The following is a 23164-nucleotide window of genomic DNA, read 5'->3' on the forward strand; positions in this document are numbered from 1 at the left end:
CAAAGTACCGCGGTCTATCGTGACGGGTGACGGTTTGTTGAGTTCTTAGGCTCGGGGCGGGATTATCCGGGCCGATGGGCTTGAGCTCAATCCGACAGATGTAGGGTAAAGGCCGATTTGATGTAACCGCATGATGCGAGGCTGCCTGTAGCTGCAGAGCCTCCTCCAGGCGCACGGCTTGCCGGCGAATGCGCACGTCCAGACACCGCGAGATCAACTGCCTCACCGCCGCGTCCGACTGGCGTTGTGGCAAACCGCGCCGATGCGATACGACACTGTTCAATCACCTGGGCTCAGGCGAATGATTTTCGGGAATTCGCTGAGGGTGACCGTTGCCGAGCATTGCGCTTGTGTGCAGACCCAGTGGGCGTCGCTGTCGATCATCCCCGTCGCCGGGACTTGAGTATCGAGCACGCGCAAAAGTGCGTTATTCATTGCCGTGGCATCGATCCGGACCTCGCGCGGGCCTGCTGTTGCCCAGGCCACCAGCACCCGTTCGCGACCGTCGCTGAAGGCCAGCGTGTAGACGTCGTCGGCCTGCACGCTATGGCTGGCGTCGTAGCTGAAGTCGCGCAGATAAGGACTGATCGCCTTGAGGGTCGCATAGGCTGGCTTGGGGCTCAGATCAACATTGAGCAGTCCGAAGTTATGCTCCTGATCATCGCGTGCGTCGCCATCGTTGATCAGGTCGTACCACCACATGCCCTTGATGTTCGGCACGGTGCGGGCCAGGAAATACGCGCGGGCCAGGTACGCTGATTGATGCTCGACATCGATTCCGCAATTACCCTGGTGGCTTGGCCAGCTCATTTCGGTCAGGTACAGAGGCACTGGCTTGCCGGCCTTGCCGCTGATGCCGCGGTCCAGATCGCGCATCCAGTTGATCCAGCTTTCCGGCGTGTCATGGTCGGGACCTGCGCAATGCACGTAGGGGTGCAGCGAGATCGCGTCGGCATACTTGAGTACCCCCGCCGCCAACATGCGATCAACAAAACCGCCCTGTATTCCCCCTGACGTCACCGCACCAGCAAGCACCAAGGCCTTTGGATTGTTCTTGCGGATGATGGGCGCGGCATCTTTCACCAGCGCGACGTAATCACTGCTCAGGCGTGCGTCGGTCGGGCCGCCGATGTCCCACTCGTTCCAGACTTCGTAGTACTGCACCGGGTTGCCCAACTGCCGAGTGATGTAATCGACGTATCTCAGGTAGGGAATTTTGATCTCGGGGTTGCGCGGCTTTGCATTGCCGTTGAAGGACGTGCCATAGCCGAGTATCACCATGGGCGCCATATTCAGCGCATTGGCTTTGCTCAACCAGGACCGCCATTGCGGGATGATCTGCAGCTCCCCAGGTGACGGCTCGGCGGTGGACCAAAAGGCGTCGTCGCGCACAGACGTCACGCCTGCGCCGCTGGCCAGTTCCAGGCTGCGCAATGGCTGTCCCAGGTTGTTCATCGAATGAGTCGCAACGCCGACGATGAACGGCTCTGCGGTCGCAATGTTGGCGATGAACAGGCTGACCAGCAACAGCGGGCGACTCCACGCAGTCATGTGTCCGCTTCCCTCAGCTCAAACCCGGCAGACCGTTCCATCGCGGCAGTTCACGTGGCTTTGGGAGCGCCTTGCTGACTTTCGACCTCGCTGCCAGCGCGTGCCCGACGGCCATGCCGAGAAACAGGTTGGCCAGGGTTACCTCCAGCGTATCGGTGGTCCAGCTGACGATGCAGATGCAGAAAGCGGTGGCGAGCATGGCATGGCCATACCGCGTGGTGGTGTCTGCAAGGATGAAGAACAGCGGGATGTGCAAGGTGTAGAGAAACAATCCGGCCAGGCCGAAGGTGGCCCACAGATAAACCACGGTGCTGTCGGAGACCATGAAAATATCGCCGCCGGCCACCGGGAACGCTGCGACAGCGCTGCCGACCAGGCCAAAGCCTGCACCGGTATAGGCGCGGTTCTGGTCCACCAGTTCCCGGATCACGTTGGGCCAGGTGTTGATCAGACGGTCGTAGATGGACGAAAGAGAGCCAGCCATCGTGACCTTGTTGGGATCGAAATCGACAATCATGGCCACGAACGGCAGCGACATGCCGAGCACGACCGCCGCGACGATGGCGCTACGTGTGGTCCAGCGAAAGCGCATGACCATCAGCAGGCCCGCGCCGCCGACGAAAGCCAGCACCGGTGCCTTGCTGGTGGTCAGCACCACACCCGCCAGGCCAATGGCGCAGATGCCCAAGGCCAACAGCCGTGAGCGAAGCGTAGCCATCAGGTAAAGACTGAAAATCGAAATGATGATCGCCAGCGCGCTGGATATCCGGGCGAACCCGGCCGGTCGGTCGGCGTCTTCGGCCGCCCAGGTCGTATTGGCGCTCAGCTCGGTACCGCCAATGCTGTAGCTGTAGCCTTTCCAGGGCAGATTGGTATAGCGGTCCAGCGCAATGCCCGCCAAGGATGCGATCAACGCAAAACCTATCGCCCACATGAACAGGCGTTGGTGGCGCATGACCTGGTCGCCGCACGCGATCCCGAACAACAGCGGGCTGATGCCATACAGCGCAAAGCCGAAATTGCCCGCGCCCGCCCCGTTGAGCGTGGCCCAGCCCGCTGAGAGCAGCAGGGCGACGAAGCTCAACCAGACGCCGGGGCCGGCCTTGAAGTTGCGCAATTCGAGGGCGAAGAACAGCAGGCAGGCGACTTTGGGCCCATACAACAGAACCGATATCCCGGCCTTGTCGAGATAAAAGCGCAAAGCGCCGGAAAAGGTCTCGACCAGGATCAGGCTGATTGCGACGAGGACAATGGCCGTGGATTTGTCGAAGGACATAATCGACGGTTTTTCAACGTAAACGGGGGAAGTCGACATCATGGTACAGCCCCTCGGGAGCGCCGGAATTGAAGTGATCGGCAGGCGTGGCAGAAACGGATTGTTAGCGGGAAGAGGATCGCCCGAGAGCCCATCTCAACGGCGTGACAGGGGATATATCAGCCGCAGTTGCTGGGGCTGTCAATCAAATAGTCAAAATTTCGGACAGATAAGCGAGGCTCTTAAAATCGTGTTTTGTAACTTGTTGAATTTATTAGTAGTTGGAAAGTTGACGCTAATAAACATGGACCGAAACAACGAGAAAAAGACGTTTTCTATGGCTCATTTTTGTTACACATGGCACTCAATCGCGAACGAGTTCTTCAATACCCTGTGAACAGCCCGACTGCCAACGGCGCCTTTTTTCAAGGTCGCGAACGCTGGCATGCCGGACTGTTACGGATGAGTTTTCAGGGGGTTTGCCCTGTGCCTCAGGTATACCGCCGCTTGTCGGGGGCAGGCGGGAAATACTGATACAGCCAGGTTTCGCTCAATGTCCGGTCGCCGGTCTTGATGAACATGCGCATCTCCACCGGGTCCACCGAATCGCTGCTCGGGTACCAGTCGAACGTCACGCGAAAGCCCTTGATGTCGGGCAGCACCAGCACGTTGAAATCCTGAATCTTGCCGTTGGAGACCGTCACCACAGGCTCGATGGCCGAGCCCTCTGGCAGGCGGTCAAGCCCGCCGCCATTGAAATCCACCGCAAAGCGGCGTGCCCAGACCTCAGGGTAATGCTCGCCCGGCGCCCAACCCTCGATGAATCCGCCCATGCCGGAGCGGGTCGCGTGGACCTGTGCCAACGGCGTGCTGACCGGCGGCAGGGGGCTCCAGTAGAGTTTGTAGCCGAAATTCATCGACATGCCGGCCTTGATCGGCACCTTGGGATTCCAGAACGCGACGATGTTGTCCAGCGTCTCGCCCGTGGTAGGCAGTTCCAGCAGATCGATCGAGCCTTCGCCCCAGGCGGTGGTTGGCTCGACCCAGAGGCTCGGTCTGCGATGGTACCAATCGACCGTATCCTGATAGGTCTTGAAATCGTGGTCGGTCTGCACCAGACCAAAGCCTTTCGGGTCCTTGTCAGCGAAGGCGTTGAACTGGATCTTCGCCGGGTTGTTCAGGGGTCGGCAGATCCACTCGCCGTTGCCGCGCCACATGGCCAGGCGATCGGAGTCGTGGATTTCCGGGTGCAGGGTGTCGCACATGCGGCGCTCGTGGGTGCCGCAACTGAACATGCTGGTCATGGTCGCGATGCCCATCTGTTCGATGTCGGCGCGGGCATTGATGTGCGCGTCGATGTCCATCACCACGCGATCGGCCTGGCAGTCGATGTCGAAACGGTAGGCGCCGGTTGCACTCGGCGAGTCGAGCAGGGCGTAGACCACAAAGCGGGTGGCGTCCTTGGTCGGCTTCTCGAACCAGAACTGAGTGAAGTCGGGGAATTCTTCGGGGCGGTGGGCGTAGGTGTCGATGGCCAGGCCCCGCGCCGACAGGCCGTACTGCTTGTTGCTGTCAATCGCGCGGAAGTAGCTGGCGCCGAGGAACGAGAGGATGTCGTTGATCGCGATCTCCGGGGCCTTGAACAGCTTGAATCCGGCAAATCCCAGATCGCCCTTGAGCTGGGTCTGGTCGATGCGGCTGGCCTCGTAGTTGAACAGCTCGGGGCGGAAATGCACCTCCCGCGCCTCCTGGCTCGCGGGGTCGACGCTGTACATGCGCACCGGCGTCTTGAAGCCTGCGCCGACATGGAAGAAATGCACGTCCAGCTGGCCCTTGACGTCGTTCCACAGGGAATGACCGGCGTCGTATTTGATCGCATTGAACTGCTGAGGCGTCATGTTCGCCAGCGTGGGCGGCAGGTTCTGCTTGGTGCTGACGTAGGGCTTGCTGGCCATCTGTCTGGCGCTGTCTTGCAAGGTCTTGAAATCGAAATGCTCGATTTCGCCATCAGCGGCGGCCGCCAGGGCACGTGCCGCATAAAGACCGGAGGCAGGCAGCGCGCTATAGGCTGCCAATGCCATGGAAGCTTTCAGGAGATTCCTGCGATTCATAAGGGTGAAGCCTCTGAAGAAATGCTGTGCCTTCCTGCACGAAGAAGTGCGCTTTTCCAATCCTTGCCGAACGCAAATTACCAACAAACAGATAACAAACTCGGCATCTTGTTCGCAAAAAAGATAAAAAAACGTATCAGGGCACTACATACAAGGCTCCAAACCGTTGCCAGTTGTAATCCTGGGGGTATGTGCCGGACCACACGCGCAGGTTTCCGATCGACCGCCGAACCCACCGTAGGAGCCGGCTTGCTGGCGAATGCGTCGGATGAGGCGCGTCTGGGCTGACGCATCCGCCAGCAAGCCGGCCTGCGGCCTCTGGCCAGAATCAAAAGCGGGCGGCGCAACAGATGCCGATCATTTCTGCCCGCAGCCCCTCAGAGGTCGATCGCTTCTGCCCGAAGGGCGTGGGAGTCCGCCGGGGTGGCGCTCCACCTTGCCGACGATCTGGCGCGAAGCGCCAGCAAACCCTGTGAACGCTATGCGCCTGACCTACCGAGCCGTCTGATTCTACTGCCGGTGCCCGGCAGATCGCTGGCAAGCCAAGCTCCCACGGCCTCTGGCCAGAATCAAAAGCAGGCGGCGCAATAGTCCAAAACTGCTTGAGGAGCTTGTTTGAAACCATAGAATCTCCCATGGCCTGCAACCGCTTACGCTTGCGTGGTATGCCCACCAACCGCCATCGCCGCCTGGCGCAATGCTTCGGAGCGGGTCGGGTGAGGGTGGCAGGTCAGGGCTATGTCTTCTGCCGACGCGGCGAATTCCATCGCCACGCAGTACTCGGCAATCATCTCGCTGACGCTTGGGCCGATTAGATGCACGCCGAGGATTTCATCGGTCTTCTCATCAGCCAGTACCTTGGCGAAGCCATCGGTTTCATGATTGACCTTGGCGCGACTGTTGGCGCTGAACGGGAATTTGCCCACCTTGTACGCCCGACCTTCCTCCTTGAGCTGCTCCTCGGTCTTGCCCACGCTGGCCAACTCCGGCCAGGTGTAAATCACATTGGGGATCAGGTTGTAGTTCAGCTCGCCTTTCTTGCCGACAATGCGCTCCACACACACGGCTGCTTCGTCTTCAGCCTTGTGCGCCAGCATCGGGCCTGAGGTCACGTCGCCAATCACCCAGATGCCGTCTACGGCGGTGCGGTGGCCCTTGTTGGCCAGCACGCCACGCTTGTCGACTTCCAGCCCTACGGTTTCCAGGCCCAGGCCTTTGGTCACGGGGCGGCGGCCGATCGACACCAGCACGTAGTCGGCTTCAATCGATTCAGCTTCACCGCCGGCAGCGGGCTCGACGGTAAGGTTCACACCCGTTTCGCTGGCGACGGCCGACGTCACCTTCGAGCTGAGCTTGAAATTCATACCCTGCCGCGACAGCGAGCGGTGCAGGGTCTTGCCGGTTTCCAGGTCCGAGCCATGGGCCACGTGATCGAGAAACTCCACCACCGTCACCTTGGCGCCCAGACGTCGCCACACCGATCCCAGTTCCAGCCCGATAACCCCGGCGCCGATCACCACCAGATGCTTGGGCACCTCGCCAAGCGATAACGCGCCGGTGGAGTCGAGGATGCGGTTATTGTCGATGGTCACCCCTGGCAGCGGCGTCGGCTCGGAGCCGGTGGCAATGATGATGTCTTTGGCCGTCAGCTCGGTTTCTGCACCGCTGGCGTCGGTGACGATGACTTTTCCGGGGCCCGCGATACGCCCCCAGCCCTTGATCCACTCAGCCTTGTATTTGCGAAACAGGAACTCGATGCCTTTGGTCAGGCCCGTCACGCTTTCTGCTTTCTGCGCCATCATCTGCGCCAGATCCAAGGTCGGCGTGACTTGGATCCCCAGCTTCTTGAATTCCTCGCCGGCCGCCGCTTCATACAACTCCGAAGCATGCAGCAACGACTTGGACGGGATGCAACCGACGTTCAGGCAGGTGCCGCCCAGCGTTTCGCGACCTTCGACACAGGCAACCTTCAAACCCTTTTGGCCGGCATGAATGGCCGCGTTGTAGCCGCCTGGCCCGCCACCGATGATGACAACGTCGTAGTTACTCATGAGCGCACTCCTGAAGGGAAATCGACAATGGAGGGAAGCGTAGCCCTCTCTATGGAAAAGGCCTGAGAGAAGCGTGATTGCTTAAATTATGGTCGTAATATCCATTATCAGCGGATTTGAGGTCAAGCGTCTGGGGCTTGCTTATTAGCAGACGGGTTATTGGAAAGCCTGTGGATAAGCTGTTCGCAGGGTGTAATCAGGCTGTTGAAAAGTGTTCGCTCAGTCCTGTGTGTAAACCCCGGATGAGGGTGCGGGCGAAGGCTTGGTGACCTCCGCGACGGCGCCGCGTATTCGGTTGGCAATCGTTGTCATGAGCAAGATCGCCATTACCGCCAAGGTGATGTTGATCGGTGCCACGGGCAGGTAACCGGAACCGATGACAGCGCCGAAAATCGCGAAACACAGCATCACCGCATCGCTCCTCAAGGGCCCGTCGCGGCGCCGAGAGGCTTTGATCAATGGGCCCAGCACGCCTGCGAACTCGCTCAGAATGGCGAGCAGCGTGACCAGCAGCACCAACAGCAAACTGACTTTGGGAATAACCGAAAACGGCAGGAACAGGGCAGTCTGAGCGACCACGCGACTGAGTTCATGAGCGCAGGCGCCCATCGGCGAATGCTGACCAAAATCGCTCACCAACAAGGCTTCGATTGCATTGAACGCCAGGCGGAGCAGCAACCAGAGCGGAATCAGCAGGAACATCCAGCCATGAAAGGCAAATGCGCCGACCAGCCCGCCGACAGCGACGGAAATCAGGCCCGCACAGGAGGTCACATGGATGGCCCGCACGCCATCATCGAACAGGATCTGAGCCAGGGGATGCAGCCGTTTTTGCAGCCAGGTCTTGAGTGTGGTCAGCATGATCGCAGGCCAGCTTCCTGTGGATAACTTTCTGGCAGCATAGTGCATGAACGATGGCACCGCAGCGCGTGACCGAGGCGCACCCCGCTGGCAGTCCGGCTTGCCGGCGGCAGCGATGACAGGCCACCACCGCTTGCAACTCGGGCTGCTACAGAAAAGCTCCCTTCTAGGAAATCGGACTCCAACTCCAACTCCAACTCCCATTCCAGGCCTGAGGCGCTAACCTGTCTGCTGGCTGCATGAGTGAAGAATTCGTCACGATTGCCAGCGATAACCAGACAAAACTTTCACGACTTTTGTTATATCGTAACGCCCTGTAAAAAGTGCTACAGCGTATGAAGGGCACGATGTTCAAAGACAGGTCCATAAAGCACACAGGAAGGGTGATGACTACAGCGTTCAGCAGGTTCTGGAGTATCGATGCGGGTTGATCTGGATGTCGAAGGGGCAGCGCCTGCGAGTCTGCCCAGGTTTCAGCGCGCGAGCTTCCAGGCCCGTCGCCTGTCGCGATTGACCTACCTGCTGGGCGCCATGGGTGCGCTCGGGCTGGTGGTTTCACTGTTCGTGGACCTGTTTTCTCCCAACTCCCTGTGGACGGCGGTGCTGACCAACAGCGCCGTCAGTTTGCTGGTGCTGGCCTCGGCGCTGCAATCGGCGCAAGTCGTTGCGCAGTGGCGCGCGCGCATCATCGCGCCTGACGAGGCTGCGGCGCTGGCAGTTGATGAATCGCTGGCAGAAGAACAGGGCTGGTATGACCGCCTGCTCGGACGCATCGGTGGCGCCGGGACCTCCATGGTTGGCCAGATTGGTGCGCCGGTGTTCTGGCTTGCCGGCTGGGCATTGCTGTCGCTGATCAGCATTTCGATGGTCTGGAACCTGACCCTGGTCGGCAGCAACCCTGGCCTGGTCGGCAGCGTAGTCGGTGGCCTGTTGCTGCTGATCGGCTTCGGCTTGCTGGTGCTGGAACGTCAGTTGAGCAATGAGTCCGAAGCCAGTTGGCCTGAGGCCGAACCGCTGGCACAGCTGGTTCGCGTGGCGATCGGCACCTTGCTGATTGCTGCGTTGTGCCTGTTCTTTTCCTCCGTCGATCGCGTCTGGCCCGCTCGACTGGCCGTGTTGATCGGTCTGCTGCCGGGGCTGGTGGCGCTCGAGCTATTGGTTCGTGCGCTGCTGTCGATCTTCAGTCCACGCAACGAGCGCCTCGAGCCGCGCCTGGTCGCCTACAGTTTCGCTGCCGGTCTGCTGCGCTGGCCACCACGGCCGCTGATGGCGCTGCAAAATGAATTGCACAACCGCTTCGGCATCGATCTGCGGCAGATCTGGGCATTCACCTACATGCGTCGGGCCTTCCTGCCGGTATTGGCGGTGATCGTGGTGCTTGGCTGGGCGCTCAGTGGTGTGCACGAAATTCCAATGCAAGGGCGAGGCATCTACGAGCGTTTCGGCAAGCCGGTCGAGGTCTTGGGGCCAGGCCTTCACGCTGGCTTGCCCTGGCCGTTCGGTACAGTGCTGGCCGTCGAGAACGGCGTGGTCCACGAATTGGCCACCAGCGTTTCGGAAGGCGCGAGCGCCGAGCAAACCCCGGCTCCCGCCGAAGGGCCGCCGCCAGCGGTGGCCAATCGGCTCTGGGACGCTACCCATATCAATGACAAGTCACAGGTCATCGCCAGCGGTGCAGGCGACAAGCAGAGTTTCCAGATCGTCAACATGGACGTGCGTTTCGTCTATCGCATCGGCTTGAGCGATCAGGCGGCCATGGCCGCGACCTATAACAGCGCCGACATTCCTACGCTGATTCGCAGCACCGCCAGCCGCGTGCTGGTGCACGATTTTGCCTCGCGCACGCTTGACGAATTGTTGGGTGAGCAACGGACCGAGCTGTCGGCAGACATCGGCGATGCCGTGCAGCGGGATCTGAAAAGGCTCGACAGCGGCGTGGAAATTCTCGCCACGGTGGTGGAATCGATTCACCCGCCAGCGGGCGCGGCTAACGCCTATCACGCGGTGCAGGCTGCGCAAATCAGCGCTCAGGCGCTGATTTCCCGCGAGCGCGGCGCCGCTGCCGATCAAGCCAACCTGGCGCAGTTGCATGCCAGCGTGGCACACGATCAGGCGGCCGCCAGCTCACGTGAAGTGATGGCCACGGCACAAGGCGCTGACCTGCGGTTCAACGCCGAACAGCAGGGTTACGCCAAGGCCGGTCAGGCGTTTGTGCTCGAGCAGTACTTGAGCCAGCTGACCCAGGGCCTGACCCACGCCCGATTGCTGGTGCTCGACCACCGTCTGGGCGGCACCAGCGCGCCCACCATCGATCTGCGTTCTTTTACCCTCCCGGCCGACCCCGCAACGTCGCCCAAGTCGGCTGAATAAGGAGTCTTCCCTTGAGTCTGTTTCATTCCCACGATCATCATGACCATGCAGGTCACGACCACGGCGGCCACGGTCATGGTGGCCATCATGGTCACCACCACGGCGAGGCGTCCGGCCCGGTAGGCTTCCCCTGGCGTCGTGCCTCGCTGGCGGCGGTGCTGATCGCCTTTGCGGTTGCCGCTGCCAGCCTGGTTCAGGTGCGCTCCGGTGAAGCAACGGTCGTCACGCGCTTCGGCAACCCGGCACGCGTGCTGCTCGACCCCGGCCTGAGCTGGCGCTGGCCGGCGCCTTTCGAGGCGGCTATTCCGGTGGACCTGCGCCTGCGTACCACTTCAAGCGGCTTGCAGGATGTCGGCACCCGCGACGGTCTGCGCATCATCGTTCAGGCCTATGTCGCCTGGCAGGTGCAGGGCGATCCAGACAACGTCAAACGCTTCATGCGCGCCGTGCAGAACCAGCCCGATGAAGCGGCGCGGCAGATCCGCACCTTTGTCGGCTCGGCCCTGGAAACCACGGCGGCGAGTTTCGACCTGTCGAGCCTGATCAACACCGACGCCAATCAGGTGCGCATCGCCGACTTCGAAAACCAGCTGCGCCTGCAAATCGACAAACAGCTGCTGACCACCTACGGCGTACGTGTTTTGCAGGTAGGGGTGGAGCGTCTGACCCTGCCATCGGTGACCCTCAACGCCACCGTCGACCGCATGCGCGCCGAGCGTGAAACCATCGCCACCGAGCGCACGGCCATCGGCAAGCGTGAAGCGGCGCAGATCCGTTCCGCCGCCGAGCGCGATGCGCGCATCGTCGAGGCGGACGCTACGGTCAAAGCCGCCGACATCGAGGCGCAATCCCGGGTCGAGGCGGCGCAGATTTACGGCCGCGCCTACGCCAGCTCGCCGCAGCTGTACAACTTGCTGCGCTCGCTGGACACACTGGGCACTGTGGTGGGCCCGACCACCAAGCTGATCCTGCGCACCGACGCCGCGCCGTTCCGGGTGCTGGTGGATGGGCCGCCCTCGCTCGATGCAAAGCCGGACGGCAAGCCTGGAACGCAGCCATGAGCGAGCAGGACTCGGTGCAGATTGAGCGCCCGGTGGTGAACAGCCCCTGGCTGCAAGCCAGTCGCCTGGCCTTTCTGGGGTTGTACGTGGTGACCTTGCTCGCAGCACTTGCCTGGGCGATTTCCAATGTGCGGCAGATCGATCCGCAGAACCGCGCTGTGGTGTTTCGCTTCGGCGAGCTTGATCGGGTGCAGAACGCCGGTTTGCTGCTGGCCTGGCCGCAGCCCTTCGAACAGGTCGTGTTGCTGCCATCGGCTGACCGGGTGATCGAGCGGCATGTGGAAACCCTGCTGCGCTCACCGACCGCGATGGCCGCGGACAAGGTCACCAGCTTCGCCACGCCCATGAGCGATGCCCTTGCCGGCTCGGGCTATTTGCTGACGGGCGATGCCGGCGTGGTACAGCTCGATGTGACGGCGTACTACAAGGTGACCGATCCGCGTGAGTTCGTGCTGCAAGGCGAGCATGTACTGCCAGCGCTGGACCGGCTAGTCAATCGCAGCGCTGTCAGCCTTACTGCGGCGCGGGATCTGGACACGATTCTGGTGGCACGTCCCGAACTTGTCGGCTCGGACAGCCAGTCCGCCGAGCGTCGCGAGCGCCTGCGCGGCGACCTGGTGCAGGGCATCAATGTGCGCCTCGAGGACTTGAGCAAGACGGGCGTGGGCGTGGGTGTGGAAGTGGTGCGGGTGGACGTACAGTCCAGTCTTCCGGCCGCTGCGGTAAACGCGTTCAACGCAGTCTTGACCGCCAGTCAACAAGCGGATCAGGCGGTCGCCAACGCCCGCACTGACGCTGAGAAGCTCAACCAGACCGCCAATCAGGGCGCCGACCGCACGCTGCAGGTTGCCCACGCGCAGGCCTCTGAGCGCCTCGCCAAGGCCCAGACCGACACCGCCGCGGTCACCGGTCTGGCGCAGTCGATTCAGAACAAGAGCGACCCTGGTCTGTTGCTGCGCATCTACCGCGAGCGCGTACCGGCCATTCTCAAACAGGCCGGTTCTGTGACCACGGTCGATCCCCATGACGATTCACGCCTGATCATTCAGGGAGCCGACAAATGAGTGGCGAAGCCGCACACAGTCATACCCACGCCCATCCGCAGCCGCATGCCGATGCCCCTGAACCTGGCAGCATGCTGACCAGCGGCGAACAGCGCAGCGCCGCCCGCCAGTTGACCCTGGCGATGCTGGCGCTGGGATTGCTGGCGCTGGGTCTGGTCTGGCGTTTTTTCGCACCTGAGCAAGTGGGCGTCAGCCAGTTGTTGTTGGGTGCCGCTTCCCTTCTGGTGGCGATCCCGGTGGTCAGCGCCGGTTGGCACAGCTTGCGCTATCCGAGCCTGCACGGCATCACCGATCAGCTGATCGCGCTGGCCATGCTCGGCGCCTGGGCGACGGGCGATCTGATGACCGCCGCGTTGCTGCCGATCATCATGATCTTCGGACATGTGCTGGAGGAGCGCAGCGTCATCGGCTCTCAGGAAGCGATACAGGCGTTGGGTCGGCTGACGCGCAGCCACGCGCGTCTGATCACCGCCGACGGTTCGATTCGCGAAGTAGACAACGGCACGCTGGTGGCCGGTGACCGCGTTGAAGTGCGTGCCGGCGACCGTGTGCCTGCCGATGGCCTGGTGGTATCCGGGCAGGCGAGCCTGGATACCGCGCCGATCACCGGTGAGTCGGTCCCGCTTGAGGCGCGGGCGGGCATGGAAGTGTTCGGGGGCGCGATCAATCTGGACGGCCTGCTGCGCATTGAGGTGACGCGTATCGGCAATGAGTCGACGCTGGGCAAAGTCATCGCCCTGATGCAAAACGCCGAACGCTCCAAGCCCCCGATCACGCGACTGCTGGAGCGTTATGCCGGCAGCTACATGGTGCTGGTGTTGCTCATCGCAGCCGTCACCTGGTTTATCACCAATAACGCACAAGCCATGCTGGCGGTGCTGGTAGCCGCTTGCCCATGCGCGCTGGTGCTGTCTGCGCCGGCAACTGCGATTGCCGGAATCGCCGTTGCGGCTCGCCACGGCATCTTGATTCGAAGCTCAGCGTTCCTCGAGGAACTGGCTGATCTCACCTCGCTGGTGGTCGATAAGACCGGCACCCTGACTTACGGCAGCTTGCGGCTGCAATCGGTCCAGGCCCAGGAGGGTGCTGGCGAAGAGGTCATCCCGCTGGCCGCGAGCCTGGGGGCAGCCAGCAGTCATCCGGTCAGCCGTGCGTTGGCCGGGTTGGTTGAGAAGGATCACTTGCTGGCGCTCGAAGACATTCGTGAACGGCAAGGCCTGGGCGTCGTCGCCCAGACTGCACGGGGTGAGGCCGCGCTGGGTCGCCCCGAGCTGTTCGCTCAACTGGGCATCACCACCTCGCCGGTACCCAACCATGACGGCCCGATTGCCGGGCTGGCGGTGAACGGTGTGTTCCTCGCCTGGCTGTTGCTGGCCGACAGTCTGAAACCCGAAGCCCGTCAGGCACTGAGCGAGCTGCGCGATCTGGGGATGGGCCGTCAGTTGTTGCTGACAGGCGACCGTCAGAGCGTCGCCGACAGCCTTGGACATGAAGTCGGCATCAGTGACATCCACGCCCAGGCCTTGCCTGAGGACAAGCTCAATCGTGTCATGGAAGAGATCAAGAACGGCTTCCGGCCGATGGTGGTGGGCGATGGCATCAATGACTCCCTGGCCTTGAAAGCCGGCGTGGTCGGTGTTGCGATGGGTGCCGGCGGGGCAGACATCGCATTGGCTTCCGCTGACATCGTGCTGATCGGCAGCGACCTGCGCCGCCTGGGCACTTGCGTACGCCTGAGCCGCCAGTGCCGACACACGTTACAGGTCAATGTGATCATCGGCCTGGGGTGGACACTGGCGATTGTGGCTATGGCAGCTTTCGGGGTACTCGGAGCGGCAGGGGCGATGATCGCTGCCGTGTTGCATAACCTGAGCACCTTGCTGGTTTTGGGCAATGCAGGCCGTTTGTTGCGCTTTCATGAGCCCATTGCACGGTTTCACAATGCCTCGTAGGCCTTCATATTCGGCGCTTTCGTTGAAAGCGCCGAGCTAGAGGCTTCGCTAAGTATAAAAATTCGCTTGAGCTTTGAAGAACTCTGTTACAAATTATAAGCCAGTCATGAACGGGGTGCTCCATCGCAGGCTGCAAGTTGGCTCGAACACAGGGGGTCATGGAAGTACCCGGCAGTTGGTTCGTCGTCGTAATTCACATAAGCCGATAGCCTGACGGCTCCTACCCAGGAACCGGTTTTGGACTACCCTTTTCCGTGTTTCTGGATCAGGGGGTTTTCTAAATGCTCGCGCAACTTCCACCGGCGTTACAGAATCTTCATCTACCGCTTCGACTCAAGCTCTGGGATGGCAACGAAGTCGATCTGGGCGTTGACCCCAGGGTTACGATCGTCGTCAAAGACCCCTCGCTGGTATCCGACTTCACGCACCCTAGCCTGGACTTTCTAGGCAGCGCGTTTGTTGAAGGCAGACTGGAAGTTGAGGGCTCGATCAGTGAAGTGGTCCGGGTCTGCGATGAGCTGACCAAGGCCTTGGTCGAAGACGATGACGACAATTTCCCCACGCGCACGGAACACGACAAGGCCACCGACGCCGCGTCGATCTCTTATCATTACGATCTCTCCAACGCCTTCTACCAGCTATGGCTGGATCAGGAGATGGTCTATTCCTGCGCCTATTTCAAGACCGGCAACGAGACGCTGGAACAGGCGCAGCGGGACAAATTTCATCACCTGTGCCGCAAGCTGCGCCTCCAGCCCGGCGAATATCTGCTGGATGTCGGCTGCGGCTGGGGTGGCCTGTCGCGCTTTGCTGCTCGAGAATATGGCGTGAAAGTGTTGGGCATCACCCTGAGCCGCGAGCAGTTGGCGCTGGCGCAGGAACGCGTAAAAGCCGAGGGCCTAGAAGACCGGGTCGAGCTGCAATTGCTTGATTATCGCGACCTGCCCAAGGATGGGCGTTTCGATAAGGTGGTCAGCGTCGGTATGTTCGAGCACGTCGGCCACGCCAACCTGGACTTGTACGCCAAGTGCCTGTTCGAGGCGGTGAAGGAGGGGGGGCTGGTGATGAACCATGGCATCACCGCCAAGCACACCGACGGCCGTCCGGTTGGACGCGGTGCCGGCGATTTCATTGACCGTTACGTGTTCCCCAACGGCGAGCTGCCCCACCTGTCGATGATCACCGGATTCATCAGCGAAGCAGGACTTGAGGTGGTCGACGTGGAGAGCTTGCGCCTGCACTACGCCAAGACCCTGGAACACTGGAGCGAGCGCCTGGAAGAAAAGCTGGAGGTGGCTGCGGCGATGGTCCCGGAGCAGGCGCTGCGGATTTTCCGTCTGTACCTGGCGGGCTGCGCTTACGCGTTCTCCAAGGGCTGGATCAACCTGCATCAGATCCTGGCGGTGAAGCCCCATGTCGATGGCAGCCATGACTTGCCGCTGACCCGCGATGATCTCTATCGGTGATAAGGCCTTCTGTAGCAGGAGGGCTTGCCGGCAGTGGTGTCCTTGAAATCACCACCGCCGCCAGCCGGACTGCTACAAGACCGTTCACCGGTACGCGCACCCGTACGCTGTAGGAGTGAGCTTGCTCGCGATAGCGCACTGACAGCCGATGCATCCGGTGACCGACATACCGCCATCGCGAGCAAGCTCAGACCTCCGGACTGTAAGCGTCACAAAATCGGAGATATCAATCGCGCCACGCGCATTCCCAGCTGCTGCAAGTGATGGGTCTCCTTGCTGTCTTCGATGGAGATCTCCTGAGCCTGAGCGAAATCATCGATTAGCATCTGCTCCACTTGCCGGGCAAAGTCTTCGTCCACGGTCAGCAGCATCAACTCGAAATTCAAGCGGAACGAGCGGTTATCCAGGTTGGCGCTGCCGATCGCTGAAATCTCGTTATCCACTAACACTACCTTCTGATGCATGAAGCCCGGCTGGTAGCGGAACATCCGCACCCCGGCGCGCACGGCCTCGAAGGCAAACAGGCTCGACGCTGCGTATACCGTGTAGTGGTCGGGGCGTGAAGGCAGCAGCAGGCGCACGTCGACGCCGCGCAGCACCGCCAGGCGCAGTGCTGCCGATACCGCTTCATCCGGGATGAAGTAAGGGGTGGTGATCCAGACGCGCTCTGTCGCCGCGTGAATCGCTTCGACAAAGAACAGCGAACAGGTTTCCTGAGCGTCTGCCGGCCCCGTGGCCAGGAACTGACACAGCACGCCGTCTTCCGGATAGCTGTCAGGCAGGATCAGCGGCGGGAGCTCGCGGGTCGCCCAGAACCAGTCCTCGGCAAACGATTCCTGCAGACACGCCACCACTGGCCCGACGATAGCCACGTGAGTATCTCGCCAAGGCGCCAGCGGCGGTTTTAGACCCAGGTATTCGTCGCCCACGTTATGGCCGCCGACGAACCCTGTGGCGCCGTCCACTACAACGATCTTGCGGTGATTACGGAAGTTGACTTGAAAGCGGTTCAGCCAGCCGCCGCGTGTGGCGAACGCTTTGATCTGCACACCGCCAGCCCGCAGCTTGTTGACGTAGCTGGCCGGAAGCGAGTGACTGCCGATACGGTCATACAGCACGAAGATTTCCACGCCCTCGGCGGCTTTCTCCAGCAACAGCGACTGCAGCCGGCGTCCGAGGTCGTCGTCGTGAATGATGAAAAACTGCACGAACACGATCCGCTTTGCTGCCCGTATGGCGTCAAAGATCGCAGCGAATGTCGCTTCGCCGTTGATCAGCAATTTCACCTCGTTGTTGGCCAGGCACGGCATGCGACCCAGTTTGGGCATGGCCCGTAGTGATTCGTACGCATCCGAGCGGCGGGCCGCGACAGCCTCTTCGATCCACGGCTTCCAGTTGAAGTCGACGATGGCGTTGCGCATCTCGGTATTGGCCTGGCGTCTGGCCTTGATGTACGCATCGAAGCTGCTGCGCCCAAAGACCAGGTAGGGGATAAGTGTGATGTAAGGGATGAAAATCAACGGCATCGCCCAGGCGATGGAGCCTTGTGCGGTGCGGACCGTCAGCAACGCATGAATCGCTGCTACGATGCCCAGCAGGTGGGTAAAGCCAAGCAAATAGCCAAAGAAATACGGGCTGTGGTAATCCATGCGCAACCTTGAGCTTAAGGCATATTGGTGTCTAACAGACCACAGTGCGCGGGGATTGTCGCTATTTTATTCGGCGTGCAACTGGTTACCCGATTGATCGTCTAAGCGTCATTGTCGAGCAGTCTGAGACGGCTGCTATAAAACTGCCTTCGGGCATCAAAGGAAGTCAGGTTCATGAAAAAGCGCGTATTGGCGTTGATGGTTTGTCTGGCTGCGCCCTTCGCTCAAGCGCAAGTGCTGCAACCCGGGTTATGGGAACTGACATCGAGCAACATGCTGGTCGATGGACAGCAGATGCCAGATATGCAAGTCATGCTCGCCCAGCTGCAGATGATGGCGCCACAGCAACGAGCGGCGATGGAACAAATGCTGGAAAAACAGGGCATTACCTTGGGTGGCAAGGGCGTTCGGGTCTGCCTCACTGCGGATCAGGTCAAGAATGAACAGATCCCGCTGACCGATCCCAAGTCAGGCTGCACACAACAGATTACCGACCGCAGTGGCGCGACCTGGAAATTCAAATTCAGCTGCCCTCGTGCGCAAGGCACTGGCACTGCTCAGTTTCTCAGCGATAGAGAGTTCAATACCCACGTCATCGGTACCTTCAACGCCACTGGCCAACAACAGAACGGCAGCATGGACACCCGCGCTGTATGGCTGGGCCAGCAGTGTGGAACAGTTAAACCGAGGACCTGATCTGCCGTTTCTCTGAGCGCCCCGTTGATTTGGGGCGTTTTTATCTGTGGACTAAAACGCGGCTGATGTTCCACGTGGAACATGTTCTTGTTTCACATGAGATTTTGGCCCTTACCCACTGTTTTACCGCGCTAATTGCTCGGCAATTCTGTAAAAAGCTTCATCTTTGGTCTCGGATCGGCATGTTATATTGTTACTAAGAATGTCATGTCTATCAGAGCCCGGATGCTCACTTTTATCGGAACGTGTCATGCACCGACGTCAAATGCTGCTCAATATGCTTTTGGCCAGCGCCGCCTTCGCGCTTCCCTTCTCCGTAAACGCCACGCAGATCCGCAATGCGCGGCTATGGCGTTCCGATAACAAGCTTCGTCTGGTGTTCGACCTCAGCGGCCCGGTGCAGTACAAGACCTTCACCCTGAGCGCCCCGGAACGCATCATCATTGATGTCAGCGGCGCACGGCTGGAGGGTAACCTCACTGGGCTGGCGCTGGAAAACACCCCGATCAAGGCGATCCGTTCCGGGCACTTTGGCCAAGGCGACACTCGCATCGTTCTGGATCTGGCTTCGCCTGTGCAGCTCAACAGTTTCCTCCTGGGGCCTGAAGGGGCGCAGGGCAACCGGCTGGTGCTGGATCTGGGCAACGAAAGCGTCATGCACGCGCCGGTGCAACTGGCGGCTGCCGCGGCGCCCTTGATAAAAGAGCCGCCTGCGCCTGTCATCGACAAGAATCACCCCAAGCGCGACATCATGGTGGTGGTCGATGCCGGCCACGGCGGCAAAGACCCTGGCGCGATCGGCTCCAAAGGCGAGCGTGAAAAGGACGTGGTGCTGTCCATTGCCCAGTTGCTGGCCAAGCGGTTGAAGCGCGAGAAGGGCTTCGACGTGCGTCTGGTGCGTAACGACGACTTCTTCGTGCCGCTGCGCAAGCGTGTCGACATCGCGCGCAAGTGCAACGCCGATATGTTTATCTCGGTGCACGCCGATGCTGCGCCACGGCTGACAGCTTCCGGTGCGTCGGTATTTGCCCTCTCGGAAAACGGCGCAACGTCGGCAACCGCGCGCTTCATGGCGCAGCGTGAAAACGGCGCCGACCTGATCGGCGCCACCAGCTTGCTCAATCTCAAGGACAAGGATCCGATGCTCGCCGGCGTGATTCTGGACATGTCGATGAACGCCACTATCGCCGCCAGCCTGCAACTGGGTCACACGGTACTGGGCAGTCTGGAAGGGGTGACCACGCTGCATCAGAAGCGCGTGGAACAGGCCGGCTTCGCCGTATTGAAATCACCCGACGTGCCCTCGATCCTCGTAGAGACCGGCTTCATTTCCAACAGCCGCGATAGCCAGCGCCTGGTGACCGCGCGTCATCAGCAGGCTGTCGCCGACGGTTTGTTCGACGGGATGAAACAGTACTTCGAGCGCAATCCTCCGGCAGGGTCCTTCATTGCCTGGCGGCAAGAGCAGAAGGCGGCAGAGCAGGTCGTCTGATACCACCTGAATTGCTGTAGGAGTGAGCTCGCTCGCGATTGCGGGTGTCTGTCGACGAATTCATCGCAGTTGTGAGGGGATCGCGAGCAAGCTCACTCCTGAGGGAAGGGCGGTTGGCCCGTACAGGCACATCCTATGGAAGATCGTTATCCGACCCCTGATCACCGAAGCAACTTGATAAAAAAGCTGGCACGAGGGTAATAGTTACAATATAACGTATCACTTCTCTTGCCCTGCTAGCTGACGAGTCCCTCATGAAACGCCTTCCCGTTACCGTTCTGTCCGGCTTTCTCGGTGCCGGCAAAAGCACGTTGCTCAACCATATCCTGCGCAACCGCGAAAACCTGCGGGTGGCTGTCATCGTCAATGACATGAGTGAAATCAACATCGATGGCGGCGAAGTGCAGCGCGATGTCAGCCTCAATCGTGCCGAAGAAAAGCTGGTCGAAATGAGTAACGGCTGTATTTGCTGCACCTTGCGCGAGGACCTGCTCGAAGAAGTCAGCCGTCTGGCCCGCGATGGTCGTTTTGATTACTTGCTGATCGAATCCACCGGCATTTCCGAACCGTTGCCGGTGGCTGAAACCTTCACCTTTCGCGATGAGGCGGGACAGAGTCTGGCCGATATTGCGCGGCTCGACACTATGGTGACGGTGGTCGACGGCCTCAATTTTCTCCAGGATTACCAGGCAGCCGAGGGCCTGGATACGCGCGGGGAAACACTGGGCGAGGACGACGAGCGCTCAATCACTGACTTGCTCATCGAACAGGTCGAATTCGCCGACGTCATTCTGATCAGCAAGATTGACCTGATCAGTGCCAGCGACAGGCAGGAGTTGATGGCTATTCTCAAGCGCCTCAACACTCAGGCCGAGATTCTGCCGATGGTGATGGGCGCGGTGGCGCTGGGCAAGATTCTCGATACCGGCCGTTTCGACTTTGAGCGCGCCGCACAGGCGCCGGGCTGGCTGCGGGAATTACGTGGTGAGCAGGTGTCGGAAGCCCAGGAGTACGGCATCGCTTCGACGGCTTATCGGGCGCGTCGACCGTTTCATCCGCAACGCTTTTTCGACTTCATCCACCAGCCATGGGCCAATGGGCGGCTGCTGCGCTCCAAGGGATTTTTCTGGCTGGCGAGCAAGCATCAGGATGCAGGTAGCTGGTCACAGGCAGGGGGGTTGATGCGACATGGCTTCGCCGGGCGCTGGTGGCGATTCGTGCCGAAGGCACAGTGGCCGCAGGATGAAGAAAACCAGCAAGTGATCTTGCGCAACTGGCTGGGGCAGACCGGCGACTGCCGTCAGGAACTGGTGTTCATCGGCCAGAACATCGACTTCGTGCAGCTGACCGCCGACCTCGACAGCTGCCTGCTGACAGATGAGGAGATGGCTGTTGGTGCCCAGGGTTGGCGCTTGATGTCTGATCCGTTTGGGGACTGGTACGACGAAGCCGCTTAGATCCAACCAGGGCAATCATCGATTTGCCCAGTAAGCAATGACCTGCAGGAGTGAGTTTGCTGGCGATTGCGCAGTGTCAGTCAACATGCTGTCTCGTACAGCATGCTATTGCGAGCAAGCTCACTCCCGCAGAGCAAACTCATTCCCGCCGCGTGCGTCACTGTGCTTTCCACACGCCCTTGCTCTGTTGCTCGCAGAATGGCTTGAGGAACGCCGCATCGCTGGCCACGCCGTAATAGTGAATGTTCTGCCGATAAGGCATATTGGCGACCTGGGCGTTGCTGCATTGACCGAATGACCCCGACGGGCATTGTTCCACGTAGGTCGCCTCGACTTTCTGGTCCTTGAGCTGAGGCTTGCAGAAACCGTCATGGAACAGCTCGGGAGGGATGGTCAGGTTCTCCTGACAGACTTTCACGTCAAGTCGTTCGGCCTGGCTGTGAACCACGCAAGACTCGGCCCGCACCTGACTCGATGTCACTGTCAACAGCACCAACGCCAGCCGCACGGGCAGCCAGATTGCTCGCATCGATTACCTCCGTCTGCGCTCGTTTCGGGAGCGACGTTCAAGAATGGCCGGACATGCTGCAGAACATTCCCACCCATGTCATTGCTGGCCCTTTGGGCGCAGGCAAGACCAGCCTGATAAAACACCTGCTCGCGCAAAAACCGGCGGATGAACGCTGGGCGATTCTGATCAACGAGTTCGGTCAGATCGGCCTGGATGCGGCGCTGCTGAGCACGGCCGAGGATGGTATCGCACTTGGCGAAGTGGCTGGTGGTTGCCTTTGCTGCGTCAATGGCGCGCCTTTTCAGATCGGCCTGGGTCGCTTGCTGCGCAAGGCAAAGCCTGATCGGCTGTTCATCGAACCGTCCGGCCTTGGCCATCCGGTGCAGCTGATGACGCAATTACGTGAGGCGCCTTGGGTGGGCGTGCTGGCGGTACAACCCGCCGTCATGGTGCTGGATGCGCTGGCTTTGGCCGCAGGCAGGGCTTTGCCCCAGGCACAGCTGCAAGCGCTGCCCGTGGCCGGCCTGCTGGTACTCAACAAGTCCGCCAGCCTGGATACCGCTGCGCGGCAGACCATCATCGAGGCGTTGCCCTCCCATCTCACCTACTGGACCGAGCTGGCTGCGTTACCCCTTGATCGCTTGCCGGGCGTCGAGACGCGCGCCATCGACGCTGTGGATAACTTTGTGACGCCCAGAACGCTTGCCCAGCTGCCAGCGGTCTGGACCGACCCAATGACACCGATTTGCTTGAGTCAGGCGCAGGCGCAGGGCTGGAGCATTGGTTGGCGCTGGCATCCAGAGCGGGTGTTTGACGCCTCGAAAATGCGCAAGTGGCTGCAAAGCCTGGACTGGCAACGCGCGAAGCTGGTTATCCACAGCCAGAGGGGCTGGATTTCGGGCAATGCGCTGGACGGCGGGGAGTTTGCCTGGCTGGCCAGTGAGTGGCGCAAGGATTCGCGGGTGGAGTTGATCTTTTCCGAGCCTCAGGACCCCGGCCTTCTGAGCGCACAACTGGCTGATTGCATCGTCTAGAAGGTCTGCCGCCGGCAAGCCGGACTGCTACGGCAGCATCAGCAATGGCAGGAGCGGCAGGAGCAGGAGCAGCGGCAGCAGCATCAGGTGCGAGTCAACTACCCACGGTCAATCATTGCTTCCACTTGTTGTGCTCTTGACGCCATTCGCTCAGCTGAATGATGTCGGCGCTCGGCTTGGGAGTCTTGATTTCGAACGGGTAGGGCGCCAGTTCGATCTGCGCCGTGTGAGCGCCGAACAGGGTGATGGTTCCGGGGTGACGCTGCTCGCCCGTTACGGTGAACTCGAAGTTATACACACGGGCCAGGCGCTTGCGCCCTTCGTTGTCGCGTTTGAAAGTGATGCGACGCAAGGCTACGTTACCATCGAGCAATTCGATATCGAGCTTGGCGCAGTGTTGTTTGACGCGCTCCAGTGCCCGTTCGCGCAGACCGTGTGAGTGCCACAGCCAGGCGGCGGCGGTCGCCAGCAGCATCAGGACGAAAATATTGCCCAGGGTCAGCATGAAAATTGAGCTCCGACAGAAGACGTCCAGCTTAACTGCGTCCGGTGACCGACAGCCATAGCCCGGCCGCTTAATTTC

At 60.6% G+C, this 23164-nt stretch carries 17 protein-coding genes; 9 read left to right on the plus strand and 8 right to left on the minus strand.

Translation table 11 applies throughout. From position 1 onward, the window contains the following. Positions 1–279 precede the first annotated feature (279 nt). The 5 genes from ACI2KS_RS17250 to ACI2KS_RS17270 all read right to left on the minus strand — a co-directional run bounded on the left by ACI2KS_RS17250 (position 280) and on the right by ACI2KS_RS17270 (position 7829). Complete coding sequence (locus tag ACI2KS_RS17250; protein ID WP_404622206.1) at positions 280–1551, minus strand: hypothetical protein; 1272 nt, start codon at positions 1549–1551, stop codon at positions 280–282. A 13-nt stretch (positions 1552–1564) separates the two neighbouring features. After that, positions 1565–2869: a hypothetical protein gene (locus ACI2KS_RS17255; RefSeq protein WP_404622207.1), complete on the minus strand. Its 1305-nt coding sequence runs from the start codon at positions 2867–2869 to the stop codon at positions 1565–1567. Between the two features lie 428 nt (positions 2870–3297). Next, positions 3298–4917: a glucan biosynthesis protein D gene (locus ACI2KS_RS17260; protein WP_404622208.1), complete on the minus strand. Its 1620-nt coding sequence runs from the start codon at positions 4915–4917 to the stop codon at positions 3298–3300. 650 nt (positions 4918–5567) lie between these two features. Then, the gene (gene lpdA / locus ACI2KS_RS17265) at positions 5568–6968 is read right to left on the minus strand and encodes a dihydrolipoyl dehydrogenase (RefSeq protein WP_404622209.1); all 1401 of its coding nucleotides are present in this window, start codon (positions 6966–6968) and stop codon (positions 5568–5570) included. 219 nt (positions 6969–7187) lie between these two features. Then, positions 7188–7829, minus strand: coding sequence for a CDP-alcohol phosphatidyltransferase family protein (locus tag ACI2KS_RS17270; protein WP_404622210.1), 642 nt, complete (start codon positions 7827–7829; stop codon positions 7188–7190). 420 nt (positions 7830–8249) lie between these two features. Here ACI2KS_RS17270 and hflK point away from each other — a divergent pair, with 420 nt between their 5' ends. The 5 genes from hflK to cfaB all read left to right on the plus strand — a co-directional run bounded on the left by hflK (position 8250) and on the right by cfaB (position 15742). Then, positions 8250–10199 carry a protease modulator HflK gene (gene hflK, locus ACI2KS_RS17275; RefSeq protein ID WP_404622211.1) on the plus strand — a complete coding sequence of 650 codons (1950 nt, stop codon included), beginning with the start codon at positions 8250–8252 and terminating at the stop codon, positions 10197–10199. Between the two features lie 11 nt (positions 10200–10210). After that, complete coding sequence (hflC, locus tag ACI2KS_RS17280) at positions 10211–11260, plus strand: protease modulator HflC (protein ID WP_404622212.1); 1050 nt, start codon at positions 10211–10213, stop codon at positions 11258–11260. Beyond that, entirely contained in the window at positions 11257–12324 is a 1068-nt protein-coding gene (locus ACI2KS_RS17285; RefSeq protein WP_404622213.1) for an SPFH domain-containing protein, read from the plus strand. Before hflC ends, ACI2KS_RS17285 begins: the two co-directional genes overlap by 4 nt. A 71-nt stretch (positions 12325–12395) precedes the next feature. Then, the gene (locus tag ACI2KS_RS17290) at positions 12396–14276 is read left to right on the plus strand and encodes a cation-translocating P-type ATPase (RefSeq protein WP_404622497.1); all 1881 of its coding nucleotides are present in this window, start codon (positions 12396–12398) and stop codon (positions 14274–14276) included. Between the two features lie 281 nt (positions 14277–14557). Further along, positions 14558–15742 carry a C17 cyclopropane fatty acid synthase CfaB gene (cfaB, locus tag ACI2KS_RS17295; protein WP_404622214.1) on the plus strand — a complete coding sequence of 395 codons (1185 nt, stop codon included), beginning with the start codon at positions 14558–14560 and terminating at the stop codon, positions 15740–15742. 209 nt (positions 15743–15951) lie between these two features. On the opposite strand, the gene cls is transcribed toward cfaB, so the two are convergent. Next, entirely contained in the window at positions 15952–17391 is a 1440-nt protein-coding gene (gene cls / locus ACI2KS_RS17300; RefSeq protein ID WP_404622215.1) for a cardiolipin synthase, read from the minus strand. Between the two features lie 174 nt (positions 17392–17565). On the opposite strand from cls, the gene ACI2KS_RS17305 reads away from it, so the two are divergent. The 3 genes from ACI2KS_RS17305 to zigA all read left to right on the plus strand — a co-directional run bounded on the left by ACI2KS_RS17305 (position 17566) and on the right by zigA (position 21036). Beyond that, positions 17566–18087, plus strand: a complete 522-nt coding sequence (locus ACI2KS_RS17305; protein ID WP_404622216.1) for a DUF3617 domain-containing protein — start codon at positions 17566–17568, stop codon at positions 18085–18087. 250 nt (positions 18088–18337) lie between these two features. Then, on the plus strand, positions 18338–19579 hold the full coding sequence (locus tag ACI2KS_RS17310; protein ID WP_404622217.1) for an N-acetylmuramoyl-L-alanine amidase: 1242 nt from the start codon (positions 18338–18340) through the stop codon (positions 19577–19579). A gap of 254 nt (positions 19580–19833) precedes the next feature. Beyond that, complete coding sequence (gene zigA / locus ACI2KS_RS17315) at positions 19834–21036, plus strand: zinc metallochaperone GTPase ZigA (protein ID WP_404622218.1); 1203 nt, start codon at positions 19834–19836, stop codon at positions 21034–21036. Between the two features lie 157 nt (positions 21037–21193). Here zigA and ACI2KS_RS17320 read toward each other — a convergent pair whose 3' ends face one another. Then, positions 21194–21565: an NADH:ubiquinone oxidoreductase gene (locus ACI2KS_RS17320; RefSeq protein ID WP_404622219.1), complete on the minus strand. Its 372-nt coding sequence runs from the start codon at positions 21563–21565 to the stop codon at positions 21194–21196. Between the two features lie 53 nt (positions 21566–21618). On the opposite strand from ACI2KS_RS17320, the gene ACI2KS_RS17325 reads away from it, so the two are divergent. Then, the gene (locus tag ACI2KS_RS17325; RefSeq protein WP_404622220.1) at positions 21619–22581 is read left to right on the plus strand and encodes a CobW family GTP-binding protein; all 963 of its coding nucleotides are present in this window, start codon (positions 21619–21621) and stop codon (positions 22579–22581) included. 112 nt (positions 22582–22693) lie between these two features. Here the strand turns inward: ACI2KS_RS17325 and ACI2KS_RS17330 are convergent, their stop codons facing one another. After that, positions 22694–23086: a DUF3301 domain-containing protein gene (locus tag ACI2KS_RS17330; protein WP_404622221.1), complete on the minus strand. Its 393-nt coding sequence runs from the start codon at positions 23084–23086 to the stop codon at positions 22694–22696. Between the last annotated feature and the right edge of the window lie 78 nt (positions 23087–23164).

This window comes from Pseudomonas sp. NPDC087358 (genome assembly GCF_044900785.1).
Lineage (GTDB): Bacteria > Pseudomonadota > Gammaproteobacteria > Pseudomonadales > Pseudomonadaceae > Aquipseudomonas.

What these genes read in the sequence shown, in the direction of transcription:
- ACI2KS_RS17250 (WP_404622206.1), bottom strand. Translation starts at nt 1,551, where the DNA reads ATGACTGCGTGGAGTCGCCCGCTGTTGCTGGTCAGCCTGTTCATCGCC.
- ACI2KS_RS17255 (WP_404622207.1), bottom strand. Translation starts at nt 2,869, where the DNA reads ATGATGTCGACTTCCCCCGTTTACGTTGAAAAACCGTCGATTATGTCC.
- ACI2KS_RS17260 (WP_404622208.1), bottom strand. Translation starts at nt 4,917, where the DNA reads ATGAATCGCAGGAATCTCCTGAAAGCTTCCATGGCATTGGCAGCCTAT.
- lpdA (WP_404622209.1), bottom strand. Translation starts at nt 6,968, where the DNA reads ATGAGTAACTACGACGTTGTCATCATCGGTGGCGGGCCAGGCGGCTAC.
- ACI2KS_RS17270 (WP_404622210.1), bottom strand. Translation starts at nt 7,829, where the DNA reads ATGCTGACCACACTCAAGACCTGGCTGCAAAAACGGCTGCATCCCCTG.
- hflK (WP_404622211.1), top strand. Translation starts at nt 8,250, where the DNA reads ATGCGGGTTGATCTGGATGTCGAAGGGGCAGCGCCTGCGAGTCTGCCC.
- ACI2KS_RS17285 (WP_404622213.1), top strand. Translation starts at nt 11,257, where the DNA reads ATGAGCGAGCAGGACTCGGTGCAGATTGAGCGCCCGGTGGTGAACAGC.
- ACI2KS_RS17290 (WP_404622497.1), top strand. Translation starts at nt 12,396, where the DNA reads ATGCTGACCAGCGGCGAACAGCGCAGCGCCGCCCGCCAGTTGACCCTG.
- cfaB (WP_404622214.1), top strand. Translation starts at nt 14,558, where the DNA reads ATGCTCGCGCAACTTCCACCGGCGTTACAGAATCTTCATCTACCGCTT.
- cls (WP_404622215.1), bottom strand. Translation starts at nt 17,391, where the DNA reads ATGGATTACCACAGCCCGTATTTCTTTGGCTATTTGCTTGGCTTTACC.
- ACI2KS_RS17305 (WP_404622216.1), top strand. Translation starts at nt 17,566, where the DNA reads ATGAAAAAGCGCGTATTGGCGTTGATGGTTTGTCTGGCTGCGCCCTTC.
- ACI2KS_RS17310 (WP_404622217.1), top strand. Translation starts at nt 18,338, where the DNA reads ATGCACCGACGTCAAATGCTGCTCAATATGCTTTTGGCCAGCGCCGCC.
- zigA (WP_404622218.1), top strand. Translation starts at nt 19,834, where the DNA reads ATGAAACGCCTTCCCGTTACCGTTCTGTCCGGCTTTCTCGGTGCCGGC.
- ACI2KS_RS17320 (WP_404622219.1), bottom strand. Translation starts at nt 21,565, where the DNA reads ATGCGAGCAATCTGGCTGCCCGTGCGGCTGGCGTTGGTGCTGTTGACA.
- ACI2KS_RS17325 (WP_404622220.1), top strand. Translation starts at nt 21,619, where the DNA reads ATGCTGCAGAACATTCCCACCCATGTCATTGCTGGCCCTTTGGGCGCA.
- ACI2KS_RS17330 (WP_404622221.1), bottom strand. Translation starts at nt 23,086, where the DNA reads ATGCTGACCCTGGGCAATATTTTCGTCCTGATGCTGCTGGCGACCGCC.